The sequence below is a fragment of the Nonomuraea terrae genome, assembly GCF_044465245.1.
Lineage (GTDB): Bacteria > Actinomycetota > Actinomycetes > Streptosporangiales > Streptosporangiaceae > Nonomuraea > Nonomuraea terrae.
Genome location: NZ_JBITLL010000002.1, coordinates 412,173 through 438,322 on the forward strand (window position 1 = coordinate 412,173; position 26,150 = coordinate 438,322).

Here is a 26,150-nt window from a genome sequence, read left to right on the forward strand (position 1 = left end):
ATCATCGTGCCCACCTGTCCGTCGGCTCCTTGCGCGCTTGGTTGGCCTGCTCGTAGGCGGCGCCGGGCGCTGCTCGGCCAGCAGCTCTGCGTGCTCGGCCGCCCGCTGCTGCACCGGCCACGGGGTAAAAAGTTGTCCGTACGGGGCGATCCACGCCGGCAGGCGGTGCCGGATCCAGCTCGGCAGCCAGCGCGGATCGTGAGTGTGGATCCGCGGGGTGCCGTCCGGTCGGTGGTCGAGCGCGTGCCGGATGTCGCTGACGGTCGCGCCGAGCTCGAACGCGGGCCGCAGCACGCTGCGCAGGTGCCGCGCGGAGAGGCGGCGGAACAGCGGCAGCTCGCGGATCAGCCGTTCACACGCTGCGAGTCTCTCCTTCTTGGTGACCAGCGTGACGGTCGCCCGCCACTCGGATGCGGATGTCGCGGGCGCGGTGCGTCGTCTTGCGCGCGCGTTACGGGGAGTGTCCTCACCTACAGCAAGAGGGGAGGGGTTGGGGGTGCAAGATCCATCCACCGGGGCGCTGCCTGCGGAAACGTCAGACACCAGCTCCAGGTGCGGGCGCGTCGGCACGGTCTCGCACGACCACGGAACCTCCTCCGCGCTCGCGGGCGTCACCGTCGCGGGCTCCACGGGGTCGTCCTCGTCGGCCTCGAGGATCGCGGCCGGGATGATCAGCAGGTACTGGCGGCCTCGTTGCCGCGCCCGTCGTCGTCCAGCCCGCGCCAGGTGCCCTTCCTGTAGCGAACGGTGGTGCCGGGCACCGCGCGGACCAGCAGCCCGGCCTTGATGAACCACGCGTACAGGTTGGCGACGGTCCGCTCCCCCGCCCGCACAGACCCCGTCCGAGGATCACCCGCCAGGCCCCAGTGCGACCACATTGGTTCACTGGCTCGGGGAACCGTCCTGTACTGCTTGCGTCGGCGACGAGAAAATCCAGCTCATCAAGGAGATCCGTGCGCTGACCTCCCTCGGCCTGAAGGTGGCCAAGGACCTGGTCGACGGCGCTCCCAAGCCGGGCTTCGTCGGCCCTCCCTGCGTTGCCCGGCCGTGACCCGCCTTCGGCATGATCACCGATCATGAAACGAGCGATTATCACCCTTGCCGCCTTCGGGTCGCTGCTGGCGACCGCCACCCCGGCGGAGGCCGCCCCCAAGGACCCCGCACGCGCGCTGAAGGCCCAGCTGAAGTCGGGCCACGGCGTACGCTTCACCGAGACCACCACCATCGCCACCCCGTCCGGCGGCGATAGGACGAAGTTCCAGGACCGCAAGGGCACCCTCCAGTTCTCCGCCAAGGGCATCGCGGCCTCCGACATCACGGCCACGCAGGTCGGCGCGCCCCGCGAGCGCGTCGTCACCGTCGGCAGGACCAGCTACGTCTCCGGCGGCATCCTGTCGGAACAGCTTCCGCCCGGCGCGAGCTGGAACAAGACCGGCTACATGCCCGGCGGCACCGGCGGCTTCCACGGTCAGGTCATCAACCCGGCCGAGCCGAAGACCCTGGCCGCGCTGGTCAAGAAGGGCAAGCCGAGCAGGAGCACGATCACCGGGAAGATCACTTTCAAGGACCTGGCGAAGGTGTCGACCTGGTTCGACGCCTCGGTGCCGCTGCGCATGCACAACGACACCACGGTCTCCTACACCCTGACGCTCACCTCCGCCGGGCTGGTCAGCAGGGTGAAGAGCTCCTACGCGGCGACCGGCGTCATCGACGTGAACGGCCGCGACGGCAAGGTCATCACGATCGACAGCCGCTTCACCGGATGGGGCGCCAAGGTGTCGATCAAGGCGCCCGACACCGGTTCGGTGGCCGACCTGAACGACTGATCGCCAGTTGCGCTACGCCGCGGGCTCACGGGTCAGGCGGACGAGGACGCCGCGGCCCCGGCGCCACCGTCAGCGTGAAGTAGTTCTCCTTCGCTTCCGAGAAGGAGCGACCACACCCCGGTTTCGGGTGGGTCGCTCCTCTTTGCCACTCGTTACGCTGTCTGGGCATGGTCAACGTTGACGTCGGCGAACGGCCGGCCGTTCGCCGGGTCGGTGTCGTCGAGGAAGGCCGCGGCCACGTAGCCGGGGTCGTCAGGACCCGGCGCAGGCGTCCCGGCAGGGGGTCGGGGCGGTGATGACCGGTCCCATCATCCATCGGGCCAGGTCGGTTACCAGTTCTTGGGGTGGTCGACGAATGTGTCGGGCCGTGTCGTGGCGGTGAGCCGGTTGGCGAACGGTTCGATGTCCAGCAGCGTCCCCACGGTGAGGTATCCGCGCAGGTGGGTGGCGCACGGCGGTCTCGTTCAGCACAACCGCCTCTGCCGTGCTGCTGCGCAACAGGTCATCGGCGAGCTCCCGCAGAAGGTGCGACCGGTCCAAGGAGCGGTGGCGGTAGCGCGTGGCCAGCACGCCGAGCGGTTCGTGGAGACGGCTACGGGTCTGATCGATGGCGAGGACGCGGTCCCGCAACGGGTCGGGAACCTCGGCGAAGGGCGCGAAGGTGTGGACGCCTGCGCTCGCACCGCGACCGGCTCCCACCCGGACGCCCTCAGCCAGCGACGCCGCATCCTCGTCATCGCGCGTGTATGTGATCATCCGCTGGTAGCCGAGCGCCCGCCCGGCCCGCCCGGCCGCCGCGTATAACAGGCAGGCGTTCCGGGTGCCGTCCGTGGCCGGCCTTGTCACCTCCAGCGTGCGGAGGCCATAACGGCTGCTTCACGAATCACGATCGAACAGGTCTGCATGGGCCAGGCTTGCAACCTCCCGCCTAACGGCGTTAGGTTACCTAACACTGTTAGATAAGAGGTTGACATGCCCCAACGACCCCTGAGCCCTGCGCTGATCCTGGAGACGGCGCTGGACATCCTCGACCAGGAAGGCGATGCCGGGCTGTCGATGCGCGCCATCGCGGCCCGCCTCGACGTCAAGGCGGCTTCGCTCTACTACCACGTGCGCAACAAGGACACCCTGCTCCAGGCGCTCGCCGACCACATCGCTCATGAGCTGCATGGCGACGCCGACCTGACCGCCCCATGGCGGGAGGTGCTCACCACGATGGCCGTGCGCTTGCGCGGCATCTTGCGTACGCATCCCGGTGCCGCCGCCGTGGTCGCCACGAAGAACGTCTCGCCAGAGGCCGCACAGCAGATCGCTGACCGCCTCGGGCCGCCCCTGGCCGCCAGCCTGAACACCACGGCGGACCGGGCACTGCTGCTGGCCCAGTCCCTCTTCGTCCTCGTCGCCGGACTGGCACTGGCCGAGTTCGGCGACGTACCCCATGAGCCCGCCGCTCCCCGCGCGTACTACGACGCGTGGTTCGACCTCGCCGTCGGCACCTTCCTCGACGGCATCGACACTCCATAGGAGACTGCGATGTTTGCTGCCGCGCTCACGCTTCTGCTGCTGGCCGTCGTCTACTTCGTGCTGACCACGCTGGTCGACCTCGCCCCGCTCAACAACGTCACCGCGGCCACCCGCCGTGACAAGACCATCGAGGTCTCGGTCAACGCGTCCGTCATGATGCTGCCCGTCGTCCTCGTGCTTGTCGCGGCCGCGCTGCGCACCTCCATCCCCGCGTATGCTGCCGCCGGCCTCGAGATGCTCATCCTTGTCGGCGGGCTGGCGCTGTGGTGGCTGCCCTACCTGGCCGGCGTCACTGTTCCGTGGGCGACCGCCGGCACCGGCGAGACCTGGGCCCGACTGCACGCCCGCACGTATGCCAAGACGATCATCGTGCTGCCCCGGATCGGTGATCGTCCCCGGCCCAACCTTGAACACATGATCCTGCACTCGCTTCTCCTTGCGGCGGCCGTGATCACGTTGCTGTACGCGCTGAGCATCTGAGACGGGACCGAGGAGCTCCATGGTGATGCCCTGTCGGTGGCCGGTGTCGTAGTGGCGCGCGACCGGACGCCTGACGATGGCCACTCCGACCAGGACTTCCCCGAGCGCGGCGCCGATCGAGAACGTGTGGACGCGAGGCTCCCACAGGTGCCGGTGCGCGCCGGCGCCGAACGCGCACGCCTGATTGAAGCTCACCGGGACGAGCTCCAGCCGGCCGCTCACTTCGCGGGCGGCTTCCACGACCGCGCCCGCTTTCGCCATCAGCATGCCAGGAGTGAACTTGCCGACCGCGGTGGTGGCGTCACCTCTTCCGTGGCCGACACCAGTTCCCCGCCCGCCGTCTTCAGGCGGGCGAGGTTGAGCTGGTTGCCCATCCGGTTATGGCCGAACCGGGAGTACTTCCCTACAGGATCGCCGTGGGGCCGCACCTTTCTCCACCTGAGCGATGGCGGCCATGAACATCAGATCTTCGATCCAGCCGCCGTTCGGCCAGGCGCCCGGCGGGATGTAGTAACCCCGCCGGGCCGCTAACGGTCACGCTGGATGGCCGGCGAGATCTTCTCTTCCAGCACCATCGACACTCTCACGTACGCGATGGCTGGGATCAACGTGGCGCGGTCCTCGATCACGCTTGCGGGTCACCGCGACGTACAGGGTCGGGACCAGCACCAGGGTCAGGATCGTGGAGGAGATCAGGCCGCCGATCACCACGATCGCCAGTGGCTGGGAGATGAACCCGCCGTGCCCGGTCACGCCCAGCGCCATCGGTGTCAGCGCGCAGATCGTGGCGATCGCCGTCATCAGGATCGGCCGCAGCCGTTGCCGGCCGCCCTCGATCACCGCCTCGATCACGCCCATGCCCTGGTCGCGGTACTGGTTGATGAGGTCGATCAGCACGATCGCGTTCGTCACCACGATGCCGATCAGCATCAGCATGCCGATCAGCGCCGGCACGCCCAGCGCGGTGTCGGTGAGCACCAGCAGCCCGATCGCGCCGGTCGCCGCGAACGGGATCGACACCAGCAGGATCACCGGCTGCACGAGGCTGTGGAAGGTCGCCACCATGATGAGGAACACGATCGCGATCGCCGCCAGCATCGCCATGCCGAGGTCCGCGAACGCCTCCTCCTGATCGGCCGACACACCGCCGATCTCGTAGGAGGCACCGGCGCCCAGCGACAGCGCGTCCAGCTTCTCGCGCAGCTGCTGCGTCACCGCGCCCAGGTCGGCGGCGTCCGCCTTGGCCGACACCGTCGCCGAACGTTCACCGTCGATCCGCGTCACCTGCGTCGGGCCGTCCACCTGGCGCACGTCCGCCACCGACGACAGCGTCACCAGACCGCCGGCCGTGGGCAGCTTCATGTCCTCGATCGCCTCGAGGTCGTCCGGCGCGTCCGCGCCGCGCAGCACCAGATCGCTCGACCGGCCGTCCAGCGTCATCTGGCCCAGCGGGGCGCCGCGGAAGGCCTGCGCGACCGCCTGGCCGACCTGCGCCTCCGACAGCCCGCGCGCGGCGGCCTTCTGCCGGTCGACCACGACCTCCACGCGCGGCGCGCTGGTCTCCAGGTTGGACGACAGGTCGCGCAGCTCCGGCACGTCCCGCATCGCGGACTCGACCGCGTCGGTGGCCTCGCGCAGCGCCTCGATGTCCGGCGCCTGCACGATCACGTCGATGGTGTCCGCGGCGAACCCGGCGCCGCCGGCCCCGCCCACGGTCACCTCGCCGACCCCGGACAGGTCCTCGACCCGTTCGCGCAGCTCCTGCTCGGCCTGGACGGCGTCGGCGTCCTCCTTGAGCGTCACCGAGAACGACGCCCGGTCGGAGCTGCCGCCTCCCCCGCCCTGCAGGGCGTTGCCGCCGCCGACGTTCACCTGGTACGTCTCGACGCTGTCCAGGTCGGCCAGGACGTCCTCGACCTTCTTGGCGGCCTTGTCGGTGGTCTCCAGATCCGTGCCGACCGGCATGCGCTGCGACAGCGACAGCGTGTTCTGCCCGGCGGCGTCCAGGAAGTTGGTCTGCAGGCTGCCCGCGATGCCCATCGTGGCGACGAACACCGCCACCCCGATCAGCACCGTCACCAGCTTGAACCGCGTGGCGAACCGCAGCACCGGCAGGTACGCCCGCTGCAACAGCGAGCGCCGTTCCTTGGCCTCGACCTCATCGCGCCGGCGCCGCGCCTCCTCCGGCGTCAGCACCGGCGCCTTCAGGAACCAGAACGCCAGCACCGGCACCACCGTCAGCGACACCACCAGCGAGGCCAGCAGCGCCACCGTCACCGTGATCGCGAACGGGCTGAACAGCTCGCCCACCATGCCGCCCACCAGTGCGATCGGCAGGAACACCGCCACCGTCGTCAGCGTCGACGCGGTCACCGCGCCCGACACCTCCCGCACGGCCGTCAGGATCGCCTGCATCTTGGCCTCGCCGTATTCCAGATGCCGTTTGATGTTCTCCAGCACCACGATCGAGTCGTCCACGACGCGGCCCACGGCGATCGTCAGCGCGCCCAGCGTCAACATGTTGAGCGAGTAGTCGCCCGCCCACAACACGATCAGCGCGATCACCACCGACAGCGGGATCGACACCGCCGTCACCAGCGTCGAGCGCACCGACAGCAGGAACACCAGGATGACCAGGACCGCGAACACCAGGCCCAGCACGCCCTCGGTGGTCAGGCTCTCGATCGACTGCTCCACGTACGGCGCCTGGTCGAACACCACCGACACCGCCGTGTCCGAGGAGTCGCCCAGCGCCTTGGTCAGGTCGGGCAGCTTCTCGCGGATGTCATGGGAGATCGCGACCGCGTTGCCGTCGGGCACCATCGTCACCGACACACCGAGGCTGGCCCTGCCGTCCGTACGGGTGATCGTCGTCGGATCGGCCAGCCCGCGGGTGATCGTCGCGACGTCACCCAGCTTGACCGGCTTCGGGGCCCGCGGCGCGGCCTGCCCCGGCCCGGGCTGTCCCGGCCGGCCCGCCTGCGCCTGACCGGCCTGAGGCTGGCCCGGCTGACCGGCCTGCGGCTGGGCCTGCTGCGGCACGGCCGCCTGCGGGGCCGGCGTCAGGTACAGGTTCTTCAGCTTGCTCAGGGTGTCGACCCGCGCGCCGACCTGCACCGTCAGCGACTTCTCGGCCGAGATCAGCGTGCCCGCCGGCACCGGCGTGCCGTTGGCCCGCAGCACCTCCGGGATCTGCGCCGCCGACACCCCCGCCAGCGCCATCTTCCCCGCGTCCGGCTCGATCGTGACGACCTCGTCGCGGGTGCCCGTGACCGACGCCTCCCGCACGCCCTCCACGCTCTGCAGCTCCGGCACCACGATCTGGCGCAGCTTGTCGGCCATGGCCCGCTCGTCGCCGCCGTCGCCCACCGCCAGCACCATCACCGGGAGGTCGTCGGTGCTGCCCGCCACCACCTGCGGGTCGACCCCGTCCGGCAGCTGCAGCCGGCTGACGGCCTGCTGCATCTCGTTCAGCACCGCGTCGATGTCGGTGCCGTACTCGAAGGCCACCTGGATCTGAGCCATGCCCTCACGCGAGGTCGAGGTCATCTGCTCCATGCCGTCGAGACCCTGGAAGGAGTCCTCGATAGGCTCGGTGACCTGCTCCTCCACGATCTCGGGCGAGGCCCCGAGATACGGGGCGATCACGAAAGCGCCGGGAAACGACAACGACGGCAGCAACTGCTGCTTCAGCTGCGGGATCGTGAACGCGCCGAACGCGCTGAGCACCACCGCCAACAAGATCACAAGGCTGCGGTTGACCAGGCTCAACCGGGCAAGTGCGGTCATAGGCCCCCTCCAAGGTTCGCCCAAGACTAACACTTCGCTTAATACGAATATTTAGACGCCTCAAGACATCCTGATAACCTTCTCAGGAAGCGAGAGGTGAGCGTGAACGACGAACGCGAAGACCTGATCCGCCGGATCACCGAGACCCAGCGGGATCTGGGGCGGCTGCTGGCCCGGCACCCGTCTCCCCTGTTCCGCTCCCACCTCACCATGAGGCAGCTCAAGGTCCTCATGATCCTGGCGGTGAACGGCTCCGCCTCCGGCCAGGACCTCGCCCACGGACTCGGCGTGGGGCTCGGCACCGTCACCGGCATCGTCGACCGCCTGGTGACCCAGGGCCTCGTCAGCCGGCACGAGGACCCGCACGACCGCCGCGTGCGCCGCGTCGAGCTCACCCCGGACGGCGTCGCCCTCATGGAGGAGATCAACGACACCGGCATCGAGCACTACCGCCGCATCATGGACCACCTCGACACCGAGACCCTGCGCGCCCTCGACCACGTCACCCGCACCGTGCGGGCCGTGGCCGAGGACCTCGCCGAGGAGGGCTCCCCCTCGGTGAAGGGATGACGATCACGAACCGGCCCGGCGCCTTTACATTGTAGATTTCTAACCGAGGCGGGACAGCACCGGCGGAAGCTCGCCCTCGTGCACCACCGTCAGCCGCCGCGTCGCCCGCGTCACCGCCACGTACAGGTCACGGCCGCCCTGCTCCGACTGGGCCAGGATGCCCGCCGGGTCCACCACCACGACCGCGTCGAACTCCAGCCCCTTGGCCTGCGTCACCGTCAGCACCACCACCGGCGCGTCCAGGTCGCCGTCCGGGAACAGCCGGGCCACCTCCGCGCGCCGCGCGTCCGGCGTCACCACACCGAGCCGGCCCTCGCCGATCTCCGCCAGCTCCCGCGCCACCAGGTCCGGCAGCCCGGACACCGGCAGGCGCACCGCCCGCGGCTCCGCCTCGCCCTCGCGTACCGACACCGGGGGCTCCTGCTCCGGCGCGAACGCGCGCAGCACGTCGGCCGCCACCCGCATGATCTCCGCCGGCGTGCGGTAGTTCACCAGCAGCCGCTCCTCCCGCCAGCGCCCCTCCAGATACGGGTCCAGCACCTCCCCCCATGAGCGCGCGCCCGCCGCCGCCCCCGTCTGCGCCAGGTCGCCCACCACGGTCAGCGACCTGGCCGGGACCCGCCGCATCACCATCCGCCACGCCATCGGCGACAACTCCTGCGCCTCGTCCACGATCACGTGCCCGTACGCCCACGTGCGGTCGGCCGCCGCCCGGTCGGCCGTGGTCAGCCCGGCGCCGTCGTCGGCATGCCGCTCGGCCAGCACGTCGGCGCGCTCGAAGACGCCCTCCTCGGCCACGCCCGTCGAGGTCAGCACCTCGCGCGCGTACAGCTCCCGCTCGGCCAGCTCCTCCACCGCCAGGCGGGCCGCCACCCGGCGCGCCGAATCGTCCTCGCCGAGCAGCTCGGCCGCCTCGTCCAACAGCGGCACGTCGCCCACCGTCCAGGGGGCCTCCACCGGGCGCACCAGCTCCTGCCAGGCCAGCCCCTGCGGCGCCACCGCGGCCAGCGTCCGCGGCGAGGCGAGCAGCTCCGAGACCAGCCGCCGCGGGGTCAGCTCCGGCCACAGCCCGTCGACCGCGCGCCGCACCTCCGGCTCCTCCCACAACCGCCGCGAGGCCAGCTCGATGTCCAGCTCGTCGAGGTCGCCCTCCAGGTCGAGCGGCTCGGTCAGCTCCGGGTCGTCCACCTCCAGCTCGTCGATGTGCAGCGACTCCTCCAGCGCCCGCGCCTCGGCCTTCGCCAGCTCCTTGAGGAGCTCGGTGACGTACAGCTTGCGGGCCATGTTGTGCGGCAGCCGCACCGCCCGCGCCCGCTCACGCAGCCGCGCGCACGTCTCGTGCGGCACCCGCAGCCGCAACCCGTCGAGCTCCACGACCAGCTCGCCGCCGGGCACCCGCTGGCGCTCCCGCACGGCCCCGGCGACCACCTCGGCCATCCGCAGGTCGCCCTTGACCACCGCCGCGGCCGGGGCGTCGTCCGCCACCGCCCGGACGCCCGGGAACATCTCGCCCACCGTGGTCATCACCACCTGCGTCTCGCCCAGCGCCGGCAGCACCTGGCCGATGTAGCGCAAAAACATCGCGTTGGGGCCCACCACCAGCACCCCGCGCCGCTCCAGCGTGTCGCGGTGGGTGTAGAGCAGGTACGCCGCCCGGTGCAGCGCCGCCACCGTCTTGCCGGTGCCCGGCCCGCCCTGCACCACCAGGGCGCCCTGCAGCGAGGAGCGGATCACGCGGTCCTGCTCGGTCTGGATGGTGGCCACCACGTCGCCCATCCGCCCCGTACGGCCCCGGCGCAGCGCCGCCAGGAGCGCGGCCTCACCCACCAGCGCGCGCCGGTCGCCCTCGCTCATCCCCTCGAGGTCGAACACCTCGTCGTCGATGCCGACCACGCGGCGGTCCTTCAGGTGCAGATGGCGGCGGCGCACCAGCCCGCCCGGGTCGGTGGCCGTGGCCACGTAGAACGGCCGCGCCGCCGGCGCCCGCCAGTCGATCAGCACCGACTCGTGGTGCTCGTCGCGCAGCCCGATCCTGCCGATGTAGACGTTCTGTCCGGAGCCGTGGTCGATGCGGCCGAAGCACAGCCCCCGCTCGACCGCGTTGAGCTGCGCCAGCCGCCGCGCCTGCTCGCCCGCCGACGCCTCGCGCTCGACCCGCGCCTGGCGGCCGGCCACCGCGCCCCCGCCGGCGTACACCTGGCGCAGGGAGCGCTCGGCCCGCTCCCGCGCGGCGTCGAGCAGGCCGTAGAGCCACGACACGGTGCGCTGTTCGCTGTCAAGGGCTTCCGCGAGACCATCTTGCCGATTAGCCATTCCGTGGTATACTCCTAACGAGGAGGTCTGTGAAAGGCTCTTCTAACGATGAGGGTGTCCGAGAGTACTCCCCTCCCGTCTTCGCGCGCAAACCCCGGTGTCAGGCGCGGTGTCAGGCCACGGAATCGGGCGGCGGGGCGGTCGAGCGGCGCGGCACCAGCGTCGGCGTCACCGAGAAACGCACCGCGCTCGTCCTGCCTTCGACGCGTTCCAGCAGCAGCCGGCCCGCCGTGCGGCCCATCACGCCGCCGTCCTGGTCGACGCTGGTGAGCGAGATCTGCGACAGCCCCGCGAGGCGCGTGTTGTCGTAACCGGCCAGCGACACGTCCGCCGGCACAGAAAGGCCCGCCTCGTGCAGCGCCGTCAGCGCGCCGAACGCGGCCTGGTCGGCGCCCGCGAAGATCGCCGTCGGGCGCGGCGAGCGGGCCAGCAGCTCACGCGCCCCCTGGTAGCCGCCCTCCTCACTGTAGGAGGTCAGCGCCACCGCGATCTCGCCGTCCAGGCCGTGCTCGCGCATCACCCGCGCGTAGGTGGCCGCCCTGATCTCGTGCAGCGTCGCCGCCGCCCTGCCGCGCCCGGTGGCGCGCTGGCCGATGTGCGCGATGCGGCGGTGGCCCAGGCCGATCAGGTGGCTCACCACCAGCTCCGCGCCGACCTCGTCGTCGTCCAGCACCGTGTCGTAGCGCGCCGACTTCTCGTGCAGGCCCAGCACCACCGCCGGCACCTGGCCCGCCACCTCCTCCAGCCGCGCCCGCGCCACCCGCGGCGCCACCATGAGCAGGCCGTCGACCTGCCGGTCCACCAGCGCGTCGATCGCCCGCGACTCGGCCTTGGCGTCCGGCCCGCCGGACACGATGATCGCCTGGTAGTCGGTGGCGGCGAGCTGCTCGTACAGGCCGTCGAGGATGTCGGGGAAGAACGGATTGCGCAGGTCGGGCAGCAGCACCCCGATCGTGTACGTGCGCCCGCGCATCGCGCGGGCCGCCGCGCGCGGCCGGTAGCCGAGCTCGTCGATCGCCGCCCTGACCCGGTCGCGCATCGCGGGGCTGACGCCATAGGCGCTGCGCAACACCTTCGACACCGCCGTGGTGGAGACCCCCGCGTGGTGTGCCACGTCGGCGATCGTCACGCGCCGCGGCTGCCGCGTGCTCATCGCCTCTGCCTCTCCCTGGACACGCGCTCGGACCGGCGCGAACGCGTGGGTAACGTTACCCGAATCGGCATGACGGAACACCGCACAGTGGCTGCATCACGGTTGGGAATCGTTCCCCAATCCAAGCCTTGACGGGTCAGTACGGTGACACTTACGTTAACTAGCACCGGGGGCTCTTAAAACGATTCAACCGGACCTGGAGGGGTGTCGTGAAGACCTCTCATCGCATGCTCGCCGCGGCGCTGGCCGTCGCCACGACCACCGCCCTGACCTCCTGCGGATCCGGCTCCGAGCCGGCCGCGGACGACGGCACCACGACGCTGTCCTTCCTCGTCGACAACAGCCCGGCCTCCCTCGACACGGCCAAGGCGCTGACGGACGCGTTCATGCAGGCCAACCCGAACATCACGATCGAGACGGAGACGCGGCCCGGCGGCAGCGAGGGCGACAACATCGTCAAGACTCGGCTCTCGACGGGCGACATGTCGGATGTGTTCTGGTACAACTCCGGCTCGCTCCTCCAGGCGCTCAACCCCGCCCAGACCCTCGTCGACCTCACCGGCGATCCGGTGCTCGCCAACGTGCAGGAGGACTTCCTGAACGTGGTCTCCCAGGGCGGCAAGGCGTACGGCGTCCCGGCCGGCAGCGCCATGGGCGGCGGCATCCTCTACAACCGCAAGGTCTACGAGCGGCTCGGCCTGCAGACGCCCAAGACCTGGGCCGAGTTCATGGCCAACAACGACAAGATCAAGGCGGCCGGGATCCCCCCGGTCATCGCCACCTTCAGGGAGACCTGGACCTCGCAGCTGTTCGTGCTGGGCGACTTCTACAACGTCCAGGCCGCCGCCCCCACCTTCGCCCAGGACTACACCGCCAACAAGGCCAAGTTCGCCACCACCCCCGCGGCCAGAGGCGGGTTCGAGCATCTCGCCGAGGTGCACGCCAAGGGCCACCTGAACGAGGGCTTCGGCTCCGCCACCGTCGACCAGGGCATGAAACTGCTGGTCGAGGGCAAGGGGGCGCACTACCCGATGCTCAGCGCCCAGCTGCCGCCGATGGTGAGCGAGACGCCGCAGGCCGCGACCGACATCGGCTTCTTCGGCATCCCCGGCGACGACCCGGCCAAGCACGGCGCCACCATCTGGGAACCGGGGGCGCTCTACATCCCGAAGAACACCGAGAACCTCGAGACCGCCAAGAAGTTCCTGGCCTTCGTCGCGACCCCGGCCGCCGCCGACGCGATCACCAAGGCCGTCCAGCCGGCCGGGCCGTACCGGATCAAGGGCGCCACGCTGCCCGACGACGCCATCCAGGCCGCCAAGGACCTGCAGACCTACATCGACGACGGCGCCACCGCGCCCGCCCTGGAGTTCCTCTCCCCGGTCAAGGGCCCGTCGCTGGAGCAGATCACCGTCGCCGTCGGCTCGGGCCTGACACCGCCCGCCGAGGGCGCCGCCCAGTACGACCAGGACGTCGAGAAGCAGGCCAGACAACTGGGGCTCGCGGGGTGGTGACCAGGCAGGACGCCGGGCCCCGCACCGGGCCCGGCCGCGCACCCGAGCGCCGGCGCGACCGTACCGCGCACGGACGGCAGCGCTCGGCCTACCCGTACGCGCTGTACCTGCCGGCCGCGGTCGTCTACGTGGTGATCTTCGGCGTGCCGACGGTGATGGCGTTCTACTTCGCGCTGACCCGCTGGACGCTGTTCGACAGCGAGTTCGTCGGCCTGCAGAACTTCCGCGACTTCTTCGCCGAGCAGAACCTGCGCATCGGCTTCACCAACACCCTCGTCTACGCGGTCGTCACCAGCGGCCTGAAGGTGGTGCTGGGGCTGCTGCTCGGCGTGCTGCTCACCTCGCGGCTGCGGCTGCGCGGGTTCCTGCGCTCGGTCGTCTTCTTCCCCGTGCTGGTCTCCACCGTGGCGGTCGGCTTCACCTTCACCGCGCTGCTGCGGCCCGACACGGGGCTGGTCAACCGGGCGCTCGCGCTGATCGGCGTCGACGGGCCCGACTGGCTCGGCGACGCCACCACGGCGCTGCTGTCGGTGGCCATCGTGGACGTGTGGAAGGGCGTCGGCATCGCCACCGTGATCTACATCGCCGGCATCCTGTCGATCCCGCAGGAGTACTACCAGGCCGTCGCCGTCGACGGGGGCGGCGCCTGGCACCGCTTCCGGCACGTGACCATGCCGCTGAGCTGGCCGGCCACCTACTCGGTGATCATCCTGTCGTTCATCGGCGGCCTGCGGTCGTTCGACCTCATCTGGACGATGACGCGCGGCGGGCCCGGCTTCACCAGCGACACCATCGCCTCGATCATCTACAAGCAGTACCAGGCCGGCTTCTTCGGGCTGTCCACCGCCGGCAACGTCATCCTGTTCGTCGTCGTCACGGCCGTCGTCGTCCCGCTCAACTGGTTTCTCGGCAGGAGGCAGGCAACGCCATGAGAGCCTTGCGCAGGGCCGGCGGCGAGCTGACCGCCCTCGTCGTGGCCACCGCCGTCTTCCTGGTGCCGTTCTCGTTCATGCTGCTGACCGCGGTCAAGGACGAGTCGCAGGCACAGGACCTCGACTTCGCCTGGCCCACCAGCTGGCCGATCGTGGAGAACTTCACGGCCGTCATCCAGGCGCGCGACTACGTGCTGCTGCGCGCGTACGTCAACTCCACGATCCTGACCGTCGGCTCGGTCGCGCTGATCGTGGTCTTCGGCGCCATGGCCGCGTTCGTGCTGCAGCGCCGGGCCGGCCGGGTCGGGACACTGGCCAACTTCCTCGTGCTGTCGGGGCTGATCATCCCGCCGGCGATCGTGCCCACGATCTGGCTGCTGCAGGCGCTCGGCCTGTTCAAGACCATGCCGGGGCTGATCCTGGTGGAGGTCGCCTTCAACCTGTCGTACGCGGTGCTGTTGTTCCGGGCGTTCATCGCGGCCATCCCGCGCGAGCTGGACGAGGCCGCCATGATCGACGGGTGCGGCGGGCTGCGGTTGTTCTTCCGGGTGATCTTCCCGCTGCTGCGGCCGGTCACCGTCACCGTCATCCTGACCAGCTCGGTCACCGTCTTCAACGACTTCGTCAACCCGCTGTACTTCCTGCCCGGCGACGACAACGCCACCGTGCAGGTCACCCTCTACAACTTCCAGAGCCAGTACAGCACCCAGTGGAACCTGCTGTTCATGGACATCGTCCTGATCACGATCCCGCCGCTGCTGCTGTTCGTCTTCTTCAACCGCAAGATCGTCGCCGGCATGACCGCCGGAGCCATCAAGGGATGACATGACCTCTCTCACCGTCGAACCGGTCACCTTCGAACACCACCGTGACGCCCTGGGCATCGGTGAACCCGAGCCGCGGCTGTCGTGGGTCGTCAGCGCCGATCTGCCGGGCTGGCGGCAGGTCGCCTATGAGATCGAGCTCAGTGACGGCACCGCCACCGGGCGCGTCGAGTCCGGTGAGTCCGTGCTCGTGTCCTGGCCGGGGACTCCGCTGGCGGCGCGGGAGCGGCGCGGGGCGCGGGTGCGGGTGCACGGCGCCGACGGCTCGCTCAGCGGCTGGAGCGCCTGGTCGTGGGTCGAGGCCGGGATCCTGGAGCCGTCCGGGTGGCGGGCGCGGGCCGCCGCGCCGCCGGTGGAGCTGCTCGGCCCGCCCGACGGGCCCGCGCTGCTGCTGCGCCGCGAGTTCACGCTGCGCGGTCCCGTCGCCTCCGCCCGTCTGTACGTCACCGCGCACGGCGTGCACGAGACCGAGATCAACGGCCGGGTCGTCGGCGACGAGGTGCTCGCGCCCGGCTGGACCAGCTACCACCACCGCCTGCGTTACCGCACGCACGATGTGACGGCCCTGCTGCGCGAGGGCGGCAACGCCGTCGGCGCCACCCTCGCCGACGGCTGGTGGCGCGGCCGGCTGGGCTTCAACGGCGGCGTCACCGGCGTCTACGGCGACCGTACGGCGCTCATCGCGCAGCTGGAGGTCACATACGCCGACGGCGGCACCGACGTGATCGTCACCGACGGCGACTGGCGCTGCGCGCCCGGTCCGGTCACGGCCGCGAGCCTGTACGACGGCGAGAAGCACGACGCCCGCCTGCTGCCCGCCGGCTGGTCGCGGCCGGGCTTCGACGACGCCGGCTGGCTGCCCGCCGACGTGCTCGACCACGACCCGGCCCTGCTGGCCGCCCCCACGGGGCCGCCGGTGCGCCGGGTGGAGACGCTCGATCCCGTCGAGGTGCTGACCGGCCCCGGCGGCGAGACCATCGTGGACTTCGGCCAGAACATCGCCGGCCGCCTGCGCATCCGCGTCCAGGGACCGGCCGGGCGGACCGTCACGCTGCGCCACGCCGAGGTGCTCGAAGACGGCGCCCTGGCGCTGCGGCCGCTGCGCCAGGCCGACGCCCTCGACCGGTACACGTTGCGGGGCGACGCCGAGCCCGAGGAGTGGGAGCCGCGCTTCACGCTGCACGGCTTCCGCTACGCGGAGATCTCCGGCTGGCCAGGCCCGTTCGACCCCGCCGATGTGCGGGCGGTGGTCTGCCACACCGACATGGCCCGCACCGGCACGTTCACCAGCTCCGACCCGCTGCTCAACCGGCTGCACGACAACGCCGTGTGGAGCATGCGCGGCAACTACGCCGACGTGCCCACCGACTGCCCGCAGCGCGACGAGCGGCTGGGCTGGACGGGCGACATCCAGGTCTTCGCCCCCACCGCGTCCTTCCTGTACGACTGCGCCGGCCCGCTGGCGTCCTGGCTGTCGGACCTGTCGGCGGAGCAGGCCGCGTACGGCACGGTGCCGTTCTTCGTGCCGTGGGTCGGCGTGCTCGGCCGCGAGCCGGTGCCGGCCGCCGCGTGGGGCGACGCCGCGGTGATCGTGCCGTGGGTGCTCTACCAGCGCTTCGGCGACATCGGCATCCTGGAGGCGCAGTACGCCGCCATGACCGCCTGGGTGAACGAGATCGCGGCCCTGGCCGGCGAGTCGCATCTGTGGGACACCGGTTTCCAGTTCGGCGACTGGCTGGACCCGGCCGCGCCGCCGGACCAGCCGGGCAAGGCGCGTACGGATCCGGCGCTCGTCGCCACCGCCTACCACGCCTGGACGGCGCACCTCGTCTCCGAGGCCGCGCGCGTGCTGGGCCGCGACGACGACGCCGAGCGGTACGCGGCACTCGCCTCAGCCGTGCGGGAGGCGTTCCGCGGCGAGTTCGTCACGCCGTCGGGGCGGCTGGCCTGCGACACCCAGACCGCCTACGCCCTCGCGCTGGAGTTCGGGCTGCTGGACAAGCCCGAACAGCGCGAGCGGGCCGGGCGCCGGCTGGCCGAGCTCGTCGCCCACGACGACCACCGCATCGGCACCGGCTTCGTCGGCACCCCGCTCGTCATGGACGCGCTGGCCTCGGTGGGCGCGTACGACACCGCCTACCAGCTGCTGCTGCGGCGCGAGTGCCCGTCGTGGCTGTACCCGGTCACCATGGGAGCGACCACCATCTGGGAACGCTGGGACAGCCTGCTGCCGGACGGCAGCGTCAACCCGGGCGAGATGACGTCGTTCAACCATTACGCGCTCGGGGCGGTCGCCGACTTCCTGCACCGCACCGTGGCCGGGCTGGCCCCGGCCGCGCCCGGCTACCGCCGCCTGCGGGTCGCGCCCCGGCCGGGCGGCGACCTCACGCACGCCTCGGCAGAGCTGCGCACGCCGTACGGGCCGGCGTCGGTGGCCTGGCACCGTACCGGGGACACCTTCACCCTCACGGCGACCGTCCCGCCGGGGACGGTGGCCGAGGTGGACCTGCCGTACTCCGGCGAGCCCGCCACGGAGGTCGGCTCCGGCACCCATACCTTCACCGTGCGGATCTAGCCACCGTGCGGATCTAGCCACCGCGTGGATCTAGCCACCGCGCGGGCTGCTACGTTGGCGGGCCATGTCGGAGTATCTGTCTGCACTGTTCTCCCTGCGGGGCCGGCGCGCACTGGTGACCGGGGGCAGCTCCGGCATCGGGTACGCCATGGCGGAGGCGATCGGCCGGGCCGGCGCCGAGGTCGTGCTGGTCGCCCGCCGGCCGACCGAGCTGGACGAGGCGGTGGCCCGGCTGCGCGGGCACGGCGTCACCGCCTCCCGGATCAGCGCCGACCTCGGCGTGCGCGACGACGTCCGGCGGGTGTGCGAGACGGCCGGTGAGATCGACATCCTGGTCAACGACGCGGGCAACAACATCCGCAAGCCGATGGCCGAGCTCACCGACGACGACTACGAGCGCACGCTGGCCGTGAACCTGACGGCGCCGTACCTGCTGGGGCGGCACCACGGGCCCCGGATGGCGGCGCGCGGGTGGGGCCGCATCATCAACGTCGGCTCGCAGCAGTCGATCAGCGCGTTCGGCGACAGCGGCGTCTACGGCGCCGCCAAGGCGGCGGTGGCCGGGCTGACCCGGTCGCAGGCCGAGGCGTGGTCGGCCCGCGGGGTGTGCGTCAACACGATCATGCCGGGGTTCGTGCTCACCCCGCTGACCGCGCCCGCGCAGGCCGTGCCCGGCCGCGTCGAGGCGATGGCCGCCCGGCACATGGCCAAGCGCAACGGCGTGCCGGAGGACTTCGCGGGCGCGGCGGTGTTCCTGGCGAGCGACGCGTCCGCGTTCGTCACCGGGCAGATGCTCTTCGTGGATGGGGGTTTCTCCGTCCACTAGTGCGCTGACCACTTACGTTCGCCGGGTTTGGCGACACCACTGGTAGGCGTGCGAGGTGTCCCGGGTCTGTGTGGCTCACTCTCGATGGCGAGCAGGTCGAGGGTGTGGGTGTGGGTGAGTGACTCTCGTCGGCCACACTGGGTCCATGCAATACGTGGGCCGGGTCCCCGCCCCGCCACTCGACGGGTTCATCGACGACATCTACTGCCTGACCGGGGTGCCGCGCCATCGCCGGATGAACGTCCCGCCGATGCCGTCGGCACACCTGTTCGTCAACCTGGGTGAACCCGTCCGCCTGTGGGACTCCGACCCTTCGGTGCCGCCGGCAGTGTTCGTCGATGGGTGGTTCATGGGTGTATGGACCAGGCGTTTCCTCATCGAGTACCCTACCCGGGTGCGGCTCGTCGGGGTGCACTTCAAGCCTTGGGGGATTTCAGCATTCGTCGGCATGCCGGCAACCGAGCTGCGGGACCGATGGGTGCCGGTCGATGCCGTCTGGCGACGGTCTTTGGATCGGATTCGCAACCGGGTCGGCGACATCGCATCGGCCGCCGAGACACTGCGGGTGTTGGAGGGGGAACTGCGATCGCGACTTGCTGAGGCACCGTCGCGCAGTCTCGCCCTGGTCCGGCACACAGGGGGGCGTTTGGAGACCTCCCACGGCGTGGTTCCGGTCGGTACGCTGGCCGATGCCGCCGGAGTGAGTGGCAATCACCTGGCCACGCTGTTCAAGTCTCATGTCGGGGTCACCCCGAAGCGGGTGGCGCGGATCTACCGCTTTGCGCGGCTGATCGTGTCCGTAGACGCCCGGCGTCCGGTCGACTGGTCCGCGCTCGCTCAAACGGCGGGCTACTTCGACCAAGCTCACTTCAGCAGGGAGTTCAAGGAATTCACCGGCCGTTCCCCGACGGAATACCTGGCCCTGCGGCGGCGATTCCCCGCCGAGCGGGGGTTCCCGCCGGACCGCGGTCCGATGCCCGCTGATTGATTTTTTACAAGCCCAGCCGCCCTCCGGGGCGACAGGATCGGGGCGAATGCGCAAGAAGTCTGAAGGAGAACCTGTGGGCACAGTATTCATGCACAACGTGGTGTCGGTGGACGGCTTCATCGCCGACGAGAACGACGACGTCGGGCCACTTCACGATTGGTACTTCAACGGGGACACCCCGATCACCGGAGGCGGCAACCAGCAGTACGATCATTCCGGAGCTGGAAGCGCCTTCAAGGTCTCAAAGGCATCGGCGCAGTACGTCCGGTCGATGTGGGAGTCGATCGGCACGATTGTGATGGGCCGCCACATGTTCGACCTGGTGAACGGTTGGGAGGGTCATCCGCCCACGGGCGACCACGTAGTCGTGGTGTCCCACCGGCCCAAGCCCGAGGGCTGGCGCCCCGAGGCGTCGTACCACTTCGTCGATGACGTGACGGCGGCGATCGACAAGGCCCAGAAACTCGCCGGAGGGCGAGCCATCAGTGTGAACACCGGAGAAGTGGGCAGCCAGATTCTGGCGGCCGGCCTCGTGGACGAGGTGGCGATGGACGTGGTGCCGGTGGTGTTCGGGTCGGGCAAACGCTACTTCGGCAGCATCGATGGGCAGCATCTGCTGGAGGATCCCCATGTGGTTATCCAGGGCGAGGGGGTGCTGCATCTGAGGTTCAGGGTTCGCCGCTAGGGGGTGCCTCAAACCGGCTGCCCTACTGGCAACAGGACCCCGCACAGGTCCTGGATGACCTCGAACGGGTCCGGCTTCTGATCTCCCGAGCGACAGACCACCAGCTGTGACCGGAAACCATCATCGGATTGGACGAAGATCAGGCTGCGGGTCGGAGTGATCGGCCGCCCCATCGGATGCCCTTCTCACCGCGGACACGGGCGCGTTCGCGGCGTTGGGCGGCCAGCACATCGGAGTGGCGGGCGTGGGTGTTGCGCCAGCGCAGGTAGGCGTGCAGGACCCGGGTCTGGACGGTGTGGTTGGCATGGTTGGAGTTGGCCAGGGTGAACTGGCGCAACGGGCCGAAGTGCGCCTCAATCGGATTGGCCGGACGCGTAGGTCGGCGTGAACAGCAGCTCGACCTTGTGCTTCTCGGCCCAGGCCAGGATGCGCCGGTTCTTGTGCGCGGACAGGTTGTCCAAGATGACGTAGATCGGGGCGCCGTCCGGGCGGGCGACGCGGATTGACTTCAGGGCGGCCCAGGTGTGGTCGATGCCTTTGCGGGCGCGGTTGATGCCCCATAGCAGGTCGTCACCGACCGAATAGCGGCCGTGGAAGTAGCGCACGCCGTGGGTCCGGCGGTAGGTGGCCGGCAGCCGGTCCGGCTTGCCCTGCACCGCCCAGCCGGTCCCGGCGGTGGGGCGGATGCCGAGCGGGCCGAACTCGTCGAAGGCGAAGGTGCGCTCGGGCCGCTGGGTCAGCGCGTACTTGATGCGGTCCAGCTTGGCGTCGAAGTCCGGGTCCGGGAATTCTTTCCAGGTTTTGGTGTGCTGGAAGGCCATCGCCTACCTGCGCGCGGCCGAGTCGCTGACCTGGGAGGAGCGGCTGGACACGAGCACCCTGCTGCGCCGCGAACCGGTCGGCGTGGTGGCCGCGATCATCCCATGGAACGCACCGCACCAGTCCGCTCTGGCCAAGGTCGTCCCGGCACTGCTGGCCGGATGCACGGTCATCCTGAAGCCCTCGCCGGAGACGGCGGTGGACGCGCTGGTGCTCGCCGGCATCTTCAGCGAGGCGGGCCTGCCCGAAGGCGTGCTGAGCGTCCTGCCGGCCGACCGGCCGGTCAGCGAGTACCTCGTCTCCCACCCGGGCGTGGACAAGATCGCGTTCACCGGGTCGACCGCCGCCGGGCGCCGTATCGCCGCGATCGCGGGCGAGCAGCTCAAGCGGGTGAGCCTGGAGCTGGGCGGCAAGTCCGCCGCGATCATCCTCGACGACGCCGACCTCACCGCGGTGGCCGAGGGCCTGAGGACGGCCTCGTTCGGCAACAACGCCGAGAGCTGCGTCGCGCACTCGCGCGTCCTGGCCCCGCGCAGCCGCTACGAGGAGGTCGTCGAGGCGCTCACGACGATGGTCGAGAGCCTGACCGTGGGCGACCCCGCCGACCCGGCGACGTTCATCGGGCCCCTGGTCCGCGCCGACCAGCAGCAGCGTGTGCGCGGCTACATCGAGCTGGGGGTCAAGGAGGGCGCCCGGCTGGTCACCGGCGGGCCCGAGGCCCCGGGAGGGCTGGAGAGCGGTTTCTACGTGCGGCCCACGCTGTTCGCCGACGTCGACAACGGCATGCGCGTCGCGCAGGAGGAGATCTTCGGCCCGGTCCTGGTCGTGATCCCCTTCGAGGACGAGGACGACGCCGTGCGCATCGCCAACGACTCCTCCTACGGGCTGAGCGGCGGGGTCTGGAGCGCCGACCGGGAGCGCGCCCTGCGGGTCGCGCGGCGCATCCGTACCGGCACCTTCTCCGTGAACGGCGCCGCCGCCTCGCTGGCCGGGCCGTTCGGCGGTTACAAGGCCAGCGGCATCGGGCGCGAGTTCGGCGCCGTCGGGCTGGGCCAGTACCTGGAGCACAAGACGATCAGCGTCTGACGCTCAGGCCCTCCGGCGGGCCAGCGTGCCCGCGACGAGGGTGGCCAGGATGTCCCTGAGGGACGGGACGAACTCCATCCGCATCACGGCCAGCGCAGGGTCGGCCTCGTAGGCGGCGAGCATGGCGGCCGACGGCCGGGCGTGCGTCCACACGGCGCCGACCGCCAGGATCGCCGAGGCGCACATCCGCTCGCTGTCCTCGCCGAGCTCGGGAACGTGCCGGCGGGCCAGCTCGGCGAGAGCTCCGACGTTGGCCATGGTGGCGCGCTTGTGGCGGGCGGCCACCTCGGGTGAGACATTGTGCTCCAGGACGCCCGCCTGGGCGCTCAGCAGATCGCACAACATCCGGCGCTCGGCGAGGGAGTCGGTGAGAACGGCGGCGAGCCGCTCGCTCCGCTCCTCCACCGGCCGGCCGGGATCCACGGCGGCGGCGAGCAGCCCGGGCAGGTCGGCGTTCCACTCCTGCCAGGCGCGGTCCAGCAGCTCCAGCAGGATCGCCTCACGAGACTCGAAGTAGCGCAGCACGTTGGACTTCGCCAGCCCGATGCGGCGGCTCAGCTCGTTGAGACTGATCGCGCCGACCGGCATTTCGCCGAGCATCGTCACGGTCGTGTCGAGGATCGTCCGCCGCCGGATCTCCCGCTGCTCCTCGCTGCGCGCACGCTGGAACGTTGGCATGTACGCATATTACAGACCCCCGGTCTGTGACCCGAGGCCAGCGCCTTTACATTGTAGATTCATACCGGGCCGAGAACTATTGCACTTCATGTCTAGGTATCGCGTGTCGGATAAAACCGGATTAAGCGTATATATGTGGTCATAGCGTGTCTTTATGGACGACAATCAGCTAGGGGACTTTCTTCGCGCCCATCGCGAAGCGGTACACGCTGAGGATGTCGGGTTCAGACCACCGGGCCGCCGCGGCAGACGCGGGCTGCGGCGGGTGGAGGTGGCCAGGCTGGCCTCCGTCAGCACCGACTACTACTCCCGGCTGGAGCAGGGCAGGCACCGCAACCCATCCGACCAGGTGCTCGACGCCGTGGCACGGGCGCTGGGGCTGGACGACGCCGCGGTGCGGCACATGCACGAGCTCGCCCACCCCAACCCCCGGCCGCTGCCCCGGCCGGTACGCGGGCAGGAACGCGTCGACCTTCCGGTGCGGCGGCTGGTGAAGAGCTGCGAGCACTTCCCGGCGTGCGTTCTCGGCCGCTGGATGGACGTGCTCGCCGGCAACGCCATGATGGACGTCCTCTACGCCGGTCTGGCGTACCGGGACAACATGCTCCGGCTGACCTTTCTCAACCCGCTGGCCCGTCTGTTCTACCCGGACTGGGAGACCCGGGCGCCCGCGCAGGTGGCGGAGCTGCGGGCCACTGCGGGGACCGACCCGGACCCCTGCCTGGCCGAGCTGGTCGATGAGCTCTGCTCCGGCAGCGACGACTTCCGCCTGCTGTGGTCGCGCCACGACGTCAAGCCCAGGACCCGCGGAGTGCGGTGCTTCCGCCACTGGGAGGCGGGCGACCTCACGCTCGACTACCAGGCGTTGTCCGTCAACAGCGCCCCCGACCAGCATCTGGTCACCTACCAGGCCCAGCCCGGCAGCGAGTCGGAACAGAGACTCGCGCTGCTGGAGACCTTCACGCGGCCCGCCCGGTCACCCGAGCTCGCCGCCGTGAGCGCGGGAGGCGGCCCATGATCGTGGCTCTGCTGAGAAGCCGGGTGACGGCCACCTGCGTGCTCCCGCAGTCGATCCAGGCACGCTGCACGCTGATGGTGAGCGCGGCCGTGCTCGTCTGCCTGGCCCTGACGGGCGTCTGCCTCGCCATGGCGATCAGGCAGGTCGCCGAAGCCGCCCTCTACGACGACATCGAGGCCGTCGCCGCCCGGTGGGCCGGTGAGGCGCGCGAAGGGCGCCTCGGCGGCCCACCGGGGACGATCCCGGTGACGACGAGGGTCGACCACATCCAGATCGTGGACGCGCACGGTCTCGTCCTGGCGGCCAGCCGGACAGTCGTCGGCCTGCCGCCGCTGACCGGACTGCGGCCGGCCGTCCGCGACCGCGTCAGGGAGACCACCGCCCGCCGGCCCGACGGACGGCCCCTGCTCCTGACCGCCGTCCGCGTCTCGCCCGGGGCCGGCTCCCGGTACGTGTACGCCGGGCTCGCCGAGCCGCCCGTCCTGGCCGGGCACCGGCTGGAGCTGGTCATGGCGGCCCTCGCCGTGCCGATCCTGCTGCTGGCGCCCCGGGCGATCACCTCGGTGGTGGGCTGCACGCTGCATCCGGTGGAGGCCATCCGGGCACGGATGCGCGAGATCGGCGGCCGCACCCTGAACCTGCGGGTGCCGGTGCCGCCGGGCGACGACGAGATCGCGCGGCTCGCCCGCGCGATCAACGAGATGCTCGCCCGCGTGGAGTGCGCGGTCATCCAGCAGCGCCGGTTCGCCTACGACGCCGCCCACGAGCTGCGCGGGCCGATCGCGGGGCTGCGGGCGGTCCTCGAGGACGCGCTCGCGGAGCCCGGCGCGGGCGATCCCACCCTGACGTACCGCAGGGCGCTGTCGTCCGCCGACCGGCTGGAGGCGATCGTCGACGACCTGCTCGTGCTCGCCCAGCTCAGGAAGGGCGACCCGGCGCCGCCCGAGCAGGTCGATCTGGGCGCCCTGGCGGGCCAGGTGGCCGCCGCCCGCCCGTCCAGGCCGCCCATCCGCGTCGGCGTCCCGCCCTGCGCGTGGGTACGGGGCTCGCGGGTCCAGCTGGCCCGCGTGGTGGAGAACCTGCTGGCCAACGCCCAGCGGCACGCGCGTTCCCGGGTCGAGCTCGTCGTCGCGAACGCCGACGGGCACACGATGCTCAGCGTGACCGACGACGGCATCGGCATCGCGCCGCAGGACCGCGAGCGCGTCTTCGAGCGCTTCACCCGCCTGCCGGACGCGCGCCGCCGCGACCCCTCCGGCAGCGGGCTCGGCCTCGCGATCTCCCGGGAGATCGCCGAGGCGCACCGGGGCACGCTGCGGGTCGAGGACTCCCCCGTGGGAGCCCGGTTCGTCCTCCGGCTGCCGGGCGCCGTGGCCGCACCCTGCCGGAACGCGCGGCGGCGGAGTGAGGCGTGCTGATCGCGCTCTTCATCCACTTCTCAGAAAGGAGGCTTACCGTGGAGCTTCGTGCTGGTTCGTGAGAAGGCGGAGACGGCGGTGCGCGTACGGCCCCGCCGGATGTGGCGGGCGCGGGTGGCCACGGGGGTGGCCGTGCTGTTCGCGGCGGGGACGGCCGTGCGGGTGGGCGGGGTGGAGTCGGGCGCGTTCCTGGTGCCGCTCGTCTCGTTCACGCCGTACTTCGCCGTCGCGGCCCTGGTGGTGCTGGGGGTCGTGGCGCTGCTGAGGTGCCGCGCCGCCGTCGCGGTCATGGCGGTGGTGTGCGCCTGCCTGGCCTGGCTCGTGGTGCCGCGGGCGATCGCCGGCGACGCTCCCGCGCGGGGGCGGCCGCTGCGGGTGCTGACCGCCAACCTCAACGGCGGCCGCGGTGACGCCGCCGTGATCACCGACCTCGTACGCAGGCTCGACGTGGACGTGCTGAGCGTGCAGGAGCTGACCTTCTCGGCGCGCGACCGGCTGGCGGAGGCCGGGCTGGAGAGCATGCTGCCGTACCAGATCAGCAGTCCGGAGCCGCGCGGTCCCGAGGGCAGCGGCGTCTACAGCCGCCACCCCCTGCGCGAGCGGACGGGGCTGTTCGAGCCGGTCGGGCACCACATGCCGGTGGCCGAGGTGTCGCTGCCCGGCGGCTCGTCCGTGGAGGTGGTCGTCGTGCACCCGGTCGCGCCGGTGCCGTCCACGGTGCCGGAGTGGGAGGCCGGGGTGGCCTCGCTGCCGCCCGCGCCCGGCTCCGGGCCGCCGCGCATCCTGGCGGGCGACTTCAACGCGACGCTCGACCACGCGGTCTTCCGGCGGCTGCTGGCCACCGGCTACACCGACGCGGCGGACGCCACCGGGCAGGGGCTGATGCCGACGTGGCCGCACGGGCGTTCGCTGCCGCCGCTGGTGACCATCGACCACGTCCTGACGGACGCGCGGGCGGGGGCCGTGGGGGTGCGGGTGTTCGACGTGCCGGGGTCCGACCATCGGGCGCTCTTCGCGGACCTGCGGGTGGCGGGCTGATCCGGCGCCTTCCGGGGCCTGACATGTCCGATTCATCGGGGACGGCGGGAAGCTGACGATCAACCCGCGCGGGGGATGTTTCCCGACATATGAT

General features: G+C 71.0%; 21 protein-coding genes and 3 pseudogenes. 17 read left to right on the forward strand and 7 right to left on the reverse strand.

The genetic code is table 11. The features are described 5' to 3' along the window. Positions 1–671: 671 nt before the first annotated feature. The gene (locus tag ACIBP6_RS08285; RefSeq protein ID WP_397050031.1) at positions 672–833 is read right to left on the reverse strand and encodes a hypothetical protein; all 162 of its coding nucleotides are present in this window, start codon (positions 831–833) and stop codon (positions 672–674) included. 86 nt (positions 834–919) lie between these two features. On the opposite strand from ACIBP6_RS08285, the pseudogene ACIBP6_RS08290 reads away from it, so the two are divergent. The 3 genes and pseudogenes from ACIBP6_RS08290 to ACIBP6_RS08300 form a co-directional block, all read left to right on the forward strand. After that, a pseudogene (locus ACIBP6_RS08290) lies at positions 920–1,015 on the forward strand (ribosomal protein L7/L12); the annotation flags it as partial. Between the two features lie 61 nt (positions 1,016–1,076). Continuing rightward, positions 1,077–1,826, forward strand: coding sequence for a hypothetical protein (locus tag ACIBP6_RS08295; RefSeq protein ID WP_397050032.1), 750 nt, complete (start codon positions 1,077–1,079; stop codon positions 1,824–1,826). A 546-nt stretch (positions 1,827–2,372) separates the two neighbouring features. Further along, the gene (locus ACIBP6_RS08300; protein ID WP_397051531.1) at positions 2,373–2,630 is read left to right on the forward strand and encodes a hypothetical protein; all 258 of its coding nucleotides are present in this window, start codon (positions 2,373–2,375) and stop codon (positions 2,628–2,630) included. On the opposite strand, the pseudogene ACIBP6_RS08305 reads toward ACIBP6_RS08300, so the two are convergent. Beyond that, a pseudogene (locus ACIBP6_RS08305) lies at positions 2,601–2,672 on the reverse strand (hypothetical protein); the annotation flags it as partial. The gene ACIBP6_RS08300 and the pseudogene ACIBP6_RS08305 overlap by 30 nt on opposite strands. A 126-nt stretch (positions 2,673–2,798) precedes the next feature. Here ACIBP6_RS08305 and ACIBP6_RS08310 point away from each other — a divergent pair. After that, positions 2,799–3,350: a TetR/AcrR family transcriptional regulator gene (locus tag ACIBP6_RS08310; RefSeq protein ID WP_397050034.1), complete on the forward strand. Its 552-nt coding sequence runs from the start codon at positions 2,799–2,801 to the stop codon at positions 3,348–3,350. Positions 3,351–3,359: 9 nt separating this feature from the next. After that, entirely contained in the window at positions 3,360–3,830 is a 471-nt protein-coding gene (locus tag ACIBP6_RS08315) for a hypothetical protein (protein ID WP_397050036.1), read from the forward strand. Positions 3,831–4,364: 534 nt separating this feature from the next. On the opposite strand, the gene ACIBP6_RS08320 is transcribed toward ACIBP6_RS08315, so the two are convergent. Continuing rightward, a complete protein-coding gene (locus ACIBP6_RS08320; protein WP_397050037.1) occupies positions 4,365–7,619 on the reverse strand; it encodes an efflux RND transporter permease subunit in 3,255 nt (1,084 codons plus the stop codon). A gap of 96 nt (positions 7,620–7,715) precedes the next feature. On the opposite strand from ACIBP6_RS08320, the gene ACIBP6_RS08325 reads away from it, so the two are divergent. Then, positions 7,716–8,189 carry a MarR family winged helix-turn-helix transcriptional regulator gene (locus ACIBP6_RS08325; RefSeq protein ID WP_397050039.1) on the forward strand — a complete coding sequence of 158 codons (474 nt, stop codon included), beginning with the start codon at positions 7,716–7,718 and terminating at the stop codon, positions 8,187–8,189. A 39-nt stretch (positions 8,190–8,228) separates the two neighbouring features. Here the strand turns inward: ACIBP6_RS08325 and ACIBP6_RS08330 are convergent, their stop codons facing one another. Together ACIBP6_RS08330 and ACIBP6_RS08335 are read right to left on the reverse strand one after the other, a co-directional pair. Then, positions 8,229–10,448: a HelD family protein gene (locus ACIBP6_RS08330; RefSeq protein ID WP_449593960.1), complete on the reverse strand. Its 2,220-nt coding sequence runs from the start codon at positions 10,446–10,448 to the stop codon at positions 8,229–8,231. A 166-nt stretch (positions 10,449–10,614) separates the two neighbouring features. Then, on the reverse strand, positions 10,615–11,655 hold the full coding sequence (locus ACIBP6_RS08335; RefSeq protein ID WP_397050043.1) for a LacI family DNA-binding transcriptional regulator: 1,041 nt from the start codon (positions 11,653–11,655) through the stop codon (positions 10,615–10,617). Positions 11,656–11,864: 209 nt separating this feature from the next. Here ACIBP6_RS08335 and ACIBP6_RS08340 point away from each other — a divergent pair, with 209 nt between their 5' ends. From ACIBP6_RS08340 to ACIBP6_RS08370, 7 genes are all read left to right on the forward strand, one after another. Beyond that, positions 11,865–13,169 (forward strand): ABC transporter substrate-binding protein, encoded by a 1,305-nt coding sequence (locus tag ACIBP6_RS08340; protein WP_397050045.1) that lies wholly within the window; start codon positions 11,865–11,867, stop codon positions 13,167–13,169. Beyond that, complete coding sequence (locus ACIBP6_RS08345; protein ID WP_397050046.1) at positions 13,166–14,101, forward strand: carbohydrate ABC transporter permease; 936 nt, start codon at positions 13,166–13,168, stop codon at positions 14,099–14,101. Before ACIBP6_RS08340 ends, ACIBP6_RS08345 begins: the two co-directional genes overlap by 4 nt. Further along, positions 14,098–14,925 carry a carbohydrate ABC transporter permease gene (locus ACIBP6_RS08350; protein ID WP_132615613.1) on the forward strand — a complete coding sequence of 276 codons (828 nt, stop codon included), beginning with the start codon at positions 14,098–14,100 and terminating at the stop codon, positions 14,923–14,925. The genes ACIBP6_RS08345 and ACIBP6_RS08350 overlap by 4 nt, the downstream gene beginning before the upstream one ends. A 1-nt stretch (position 14,926) precedes the next feature. Beyond that, the gene (locus tag ACIBP6_RS08355) at positions 14,927–17,500 is read left to right on the forward strand and encodes a glycoside hydrolase family 78 protein (protein WP_397050048.1); all 2,574 of its coding nucleotides are present in this window, start codon (positions 14,927–14,929) and stop codon (positions 17,498–17,500) included. 64 nt (positions 17,501–17,564) lie between these two features. Further along, positions 17,565–18,326, forward strand: a complete 762-nt coding sequence (locus tag ACIBP6_RS08360; protein WP_397050050.1) for an SDR family NAD(P)-dependent oxidoreductase — start codon at positions 17,565–17,567, stop codon at positions 18,324–18,326. Positions 18,327–18,471: 145 nt separating this feature from the next. Next, a complete protein-coding gene (locus ACIBP6_RS08365; RefSeq protein WP_397050052.1) occupies positions 18,472–19,314 on the forward strand; it encodes a helix-turn-helix domain-containing protein in 843 nt (280 codons plus the stop codon). A 73-nt stretch (positions 19,315–19,387) separates the two neighbouring features. Next, positions 19,388–19,999 carry a dihydrofolate reductase family protein gene (locus tag ACIBP6_RS08370; RefSeq protein WP_397050054.1) on the forward strand — a complete coding sequence of 204 codons (612 nt, stop codon included), beginning with the start codon at positions 19,388–19,390 and terminating at the stop codon, positions 19,997–19,999. A 139-nt stretch (positions 20,000–20,138) separates the two neighbouring features. On the opposite strand, the pseudogene ACIBP6_RS08375 reads toward ACIBP6_RS08370, so the two are convergent. Then, positions 20,139–20,820, reverse strand: a pseudogene (locus ACIBP6_RS08375) (transposase); the annotation flags it as partial. On the opposite strand from ACIBP6_RS08375, the gene ACIBP6_RS08380 reads away from it, so the two are divergent. Further along, positions 20,750–21,904, forward strand: coding sequence for an aldehyde dehydrogenase family protein (locus tag ACIBP6_RS08380; protein ID WP_397050056.1), 1,155 nt, complete (start codon positions 20,750–20,752; stop codon positions 21,902–21,904). The pseudogene ACIBP6_RS08375 and the gene ACIBP6_RS08380 sit on opposite strands and share 71 nt — an antisense overlap. Before the next feature lie 3 nt (positions 21,905–21,907). Here the strand turns inward: ACIBP6_RS08380 and ACIBP6_RS08385 are convergent, their stop codons facing one another. Continuing rightward, complete coding sequence (locus ACIBP6_RS08385) at positions 21,908–22,582, reverse strand: TetR/AcrR family transcriptional regulator (protein ID WP_397050058.1); 675 nt, start codon at positions 22,580–22,582, stop codon at positions 21,908–21,910. A 154-nt stretch (positions 22,583–22,736) separates the two neighbouring features. On the opposite strand from ACIBP6_RS08385, the gene ACIBP6_RS08390 reads away from it, so the two are divergent. Genes ACIBP6_RS08390 through ACIBP6_RS08400 form a run of 3 tightly spaced genes read left to right on the forward strand, consistent with a single transcriptional unit; the run spans position 22,737 to position 26,056 of the window. Further along, positions 22,737–23,600 carry a helix-turn-helix transcriptional regulator gene (locus ACIBP6_RS08390; RefSeq protein WP_397050060.1) on the forward strand — a complete coding sequence of 288 codons (864 nt, stop codon included), beginning with the start codon at positions 22,737–22,739 and terminating at the stop codon, positions 23,598–23,600. Beyond that, complete coding sequence (locus tag ACIBP6_RS08395) at positions 23,597–25,018, forward strand: sensor histidine kinase (RefSeq protein WP_397050062.1); 1,422 nt, start codon at positions 23,597–23,599, stop codon at positions 25,016–25,018. The genes ACIBP6_RS08390 and ACIBP6_RS08395 overlap by 4 nt, the downstream gene beginning before the upstream one ends. Before the next feature lie 48 nt (positions 25,019–25,066). Then, positions 25,067–26,056, forward strand: coding sequence for an endonuclease/exonuclease/phosphatase family protein (locus ACIBP6_RS08400; RefSeq protein WP_397050064.1), 990 nt, complete (start codon positions 25,067–25,069; stop codon positions 26,054–26,056). Positions 26,057–26,150: the final 94 nt, after the last annotated feature.

Bases quoted from the DNA above. Each gene is read 5' to 3' on its own strand.
- ACIBP6_RS08310 (WP_397050034.1), top strand. From the start codon at position 2,799: ATGCCCCAACGACCCCTGAGCCCTGCGCTGATCCTGGAGACGGCGCTG.
- ACIBP6_RS08360 (WP_397050050.1), top strand. From the start codon at position 17,565: ATGTCGGAGTATCTGTCTGCACTGTTCTCCCTGCGGGGCCGGCGCGCA.
- ACIBP6_RS08390 (WP_397050060.1), top strand. From the start codon at position 22,737: ATGGACGACAATCAGCTAGGGGACTTTCTTCGCGCCCATCGCGAAGCG.
- ACIBP6_RS08315 (WP_397050036.1), top strand. From the start codon at position 3,360: ATGTTTGCTGCCGCGCTCACGCTTCTGCTGCTGGCCGTCGTCTACTTC.
- ACIBP6_RS08350 (WP_132615613.1), top strand. From the start codon at position 14,098: ATGAGAGCCTTGCGCAGGGCCGGCGGCGAGCTGACCGCCCTCGTCGTG.
- ACIBP6_RS08385 (WP_397050058.1), bottom strand. From the start codon at position 22,582: ATGCCAACGTTCCAGCGTGCGCGCAGCGAGGAGCAGCGGGAGATCCGG.
- ACIBP6_RS08355 (WP_397050048.1), top strand. From the start codon at position 14,927: ATGACCTCTCTCACCGTCGAACCGGTCACCTTCGAACACCACCGTGAC.
- ACIBP6_RS08295 (WP_397050032.1), top strand. From the start codon at position 1,077: ATGAAACGAGCGATTATCACCCTTGCCGCCTTCGGGTCGCTGCTGGCG.
- ACIBP6_RS08395 (WP_397050062.1), top strand. From the start codon at position 23,597: ATGATCGTGGCTCTGCTGAGAAGCCGGGTGACGGCCACCTGCGTGCTC.
- ACIBP6_RS08365 (WP_397050052.1), top strand. From the start codon at position 18,472: ATGCAATACGTGGGCCGGGTCCCCGCCCCGCCACTCGACGGGTTCATC.
- ACIBP6_RS08320 (WP_397050037.1), bottom strand. From the start codon at position 7,619: ATGACCGCACTTGCCCGGTTGAGCCTGGTCAACCGCAGCCTTGTGATC.
- ACIBP6_RS08335 (WP_397050043.1), bottom strand. From the start codon at position 11,655: ATGAGCACGCGGCAGCCGCGGCGCGTGACGATCGCCGACGTGGCACAC.
- ACIBP6_RS08380 (WP_397050056.1), top strand. From the start codon at position 20,750: ATGCGGTCCAGCTTGGCGTCGAAGTCCGGGTCCGGGAATTCTTTCCAG.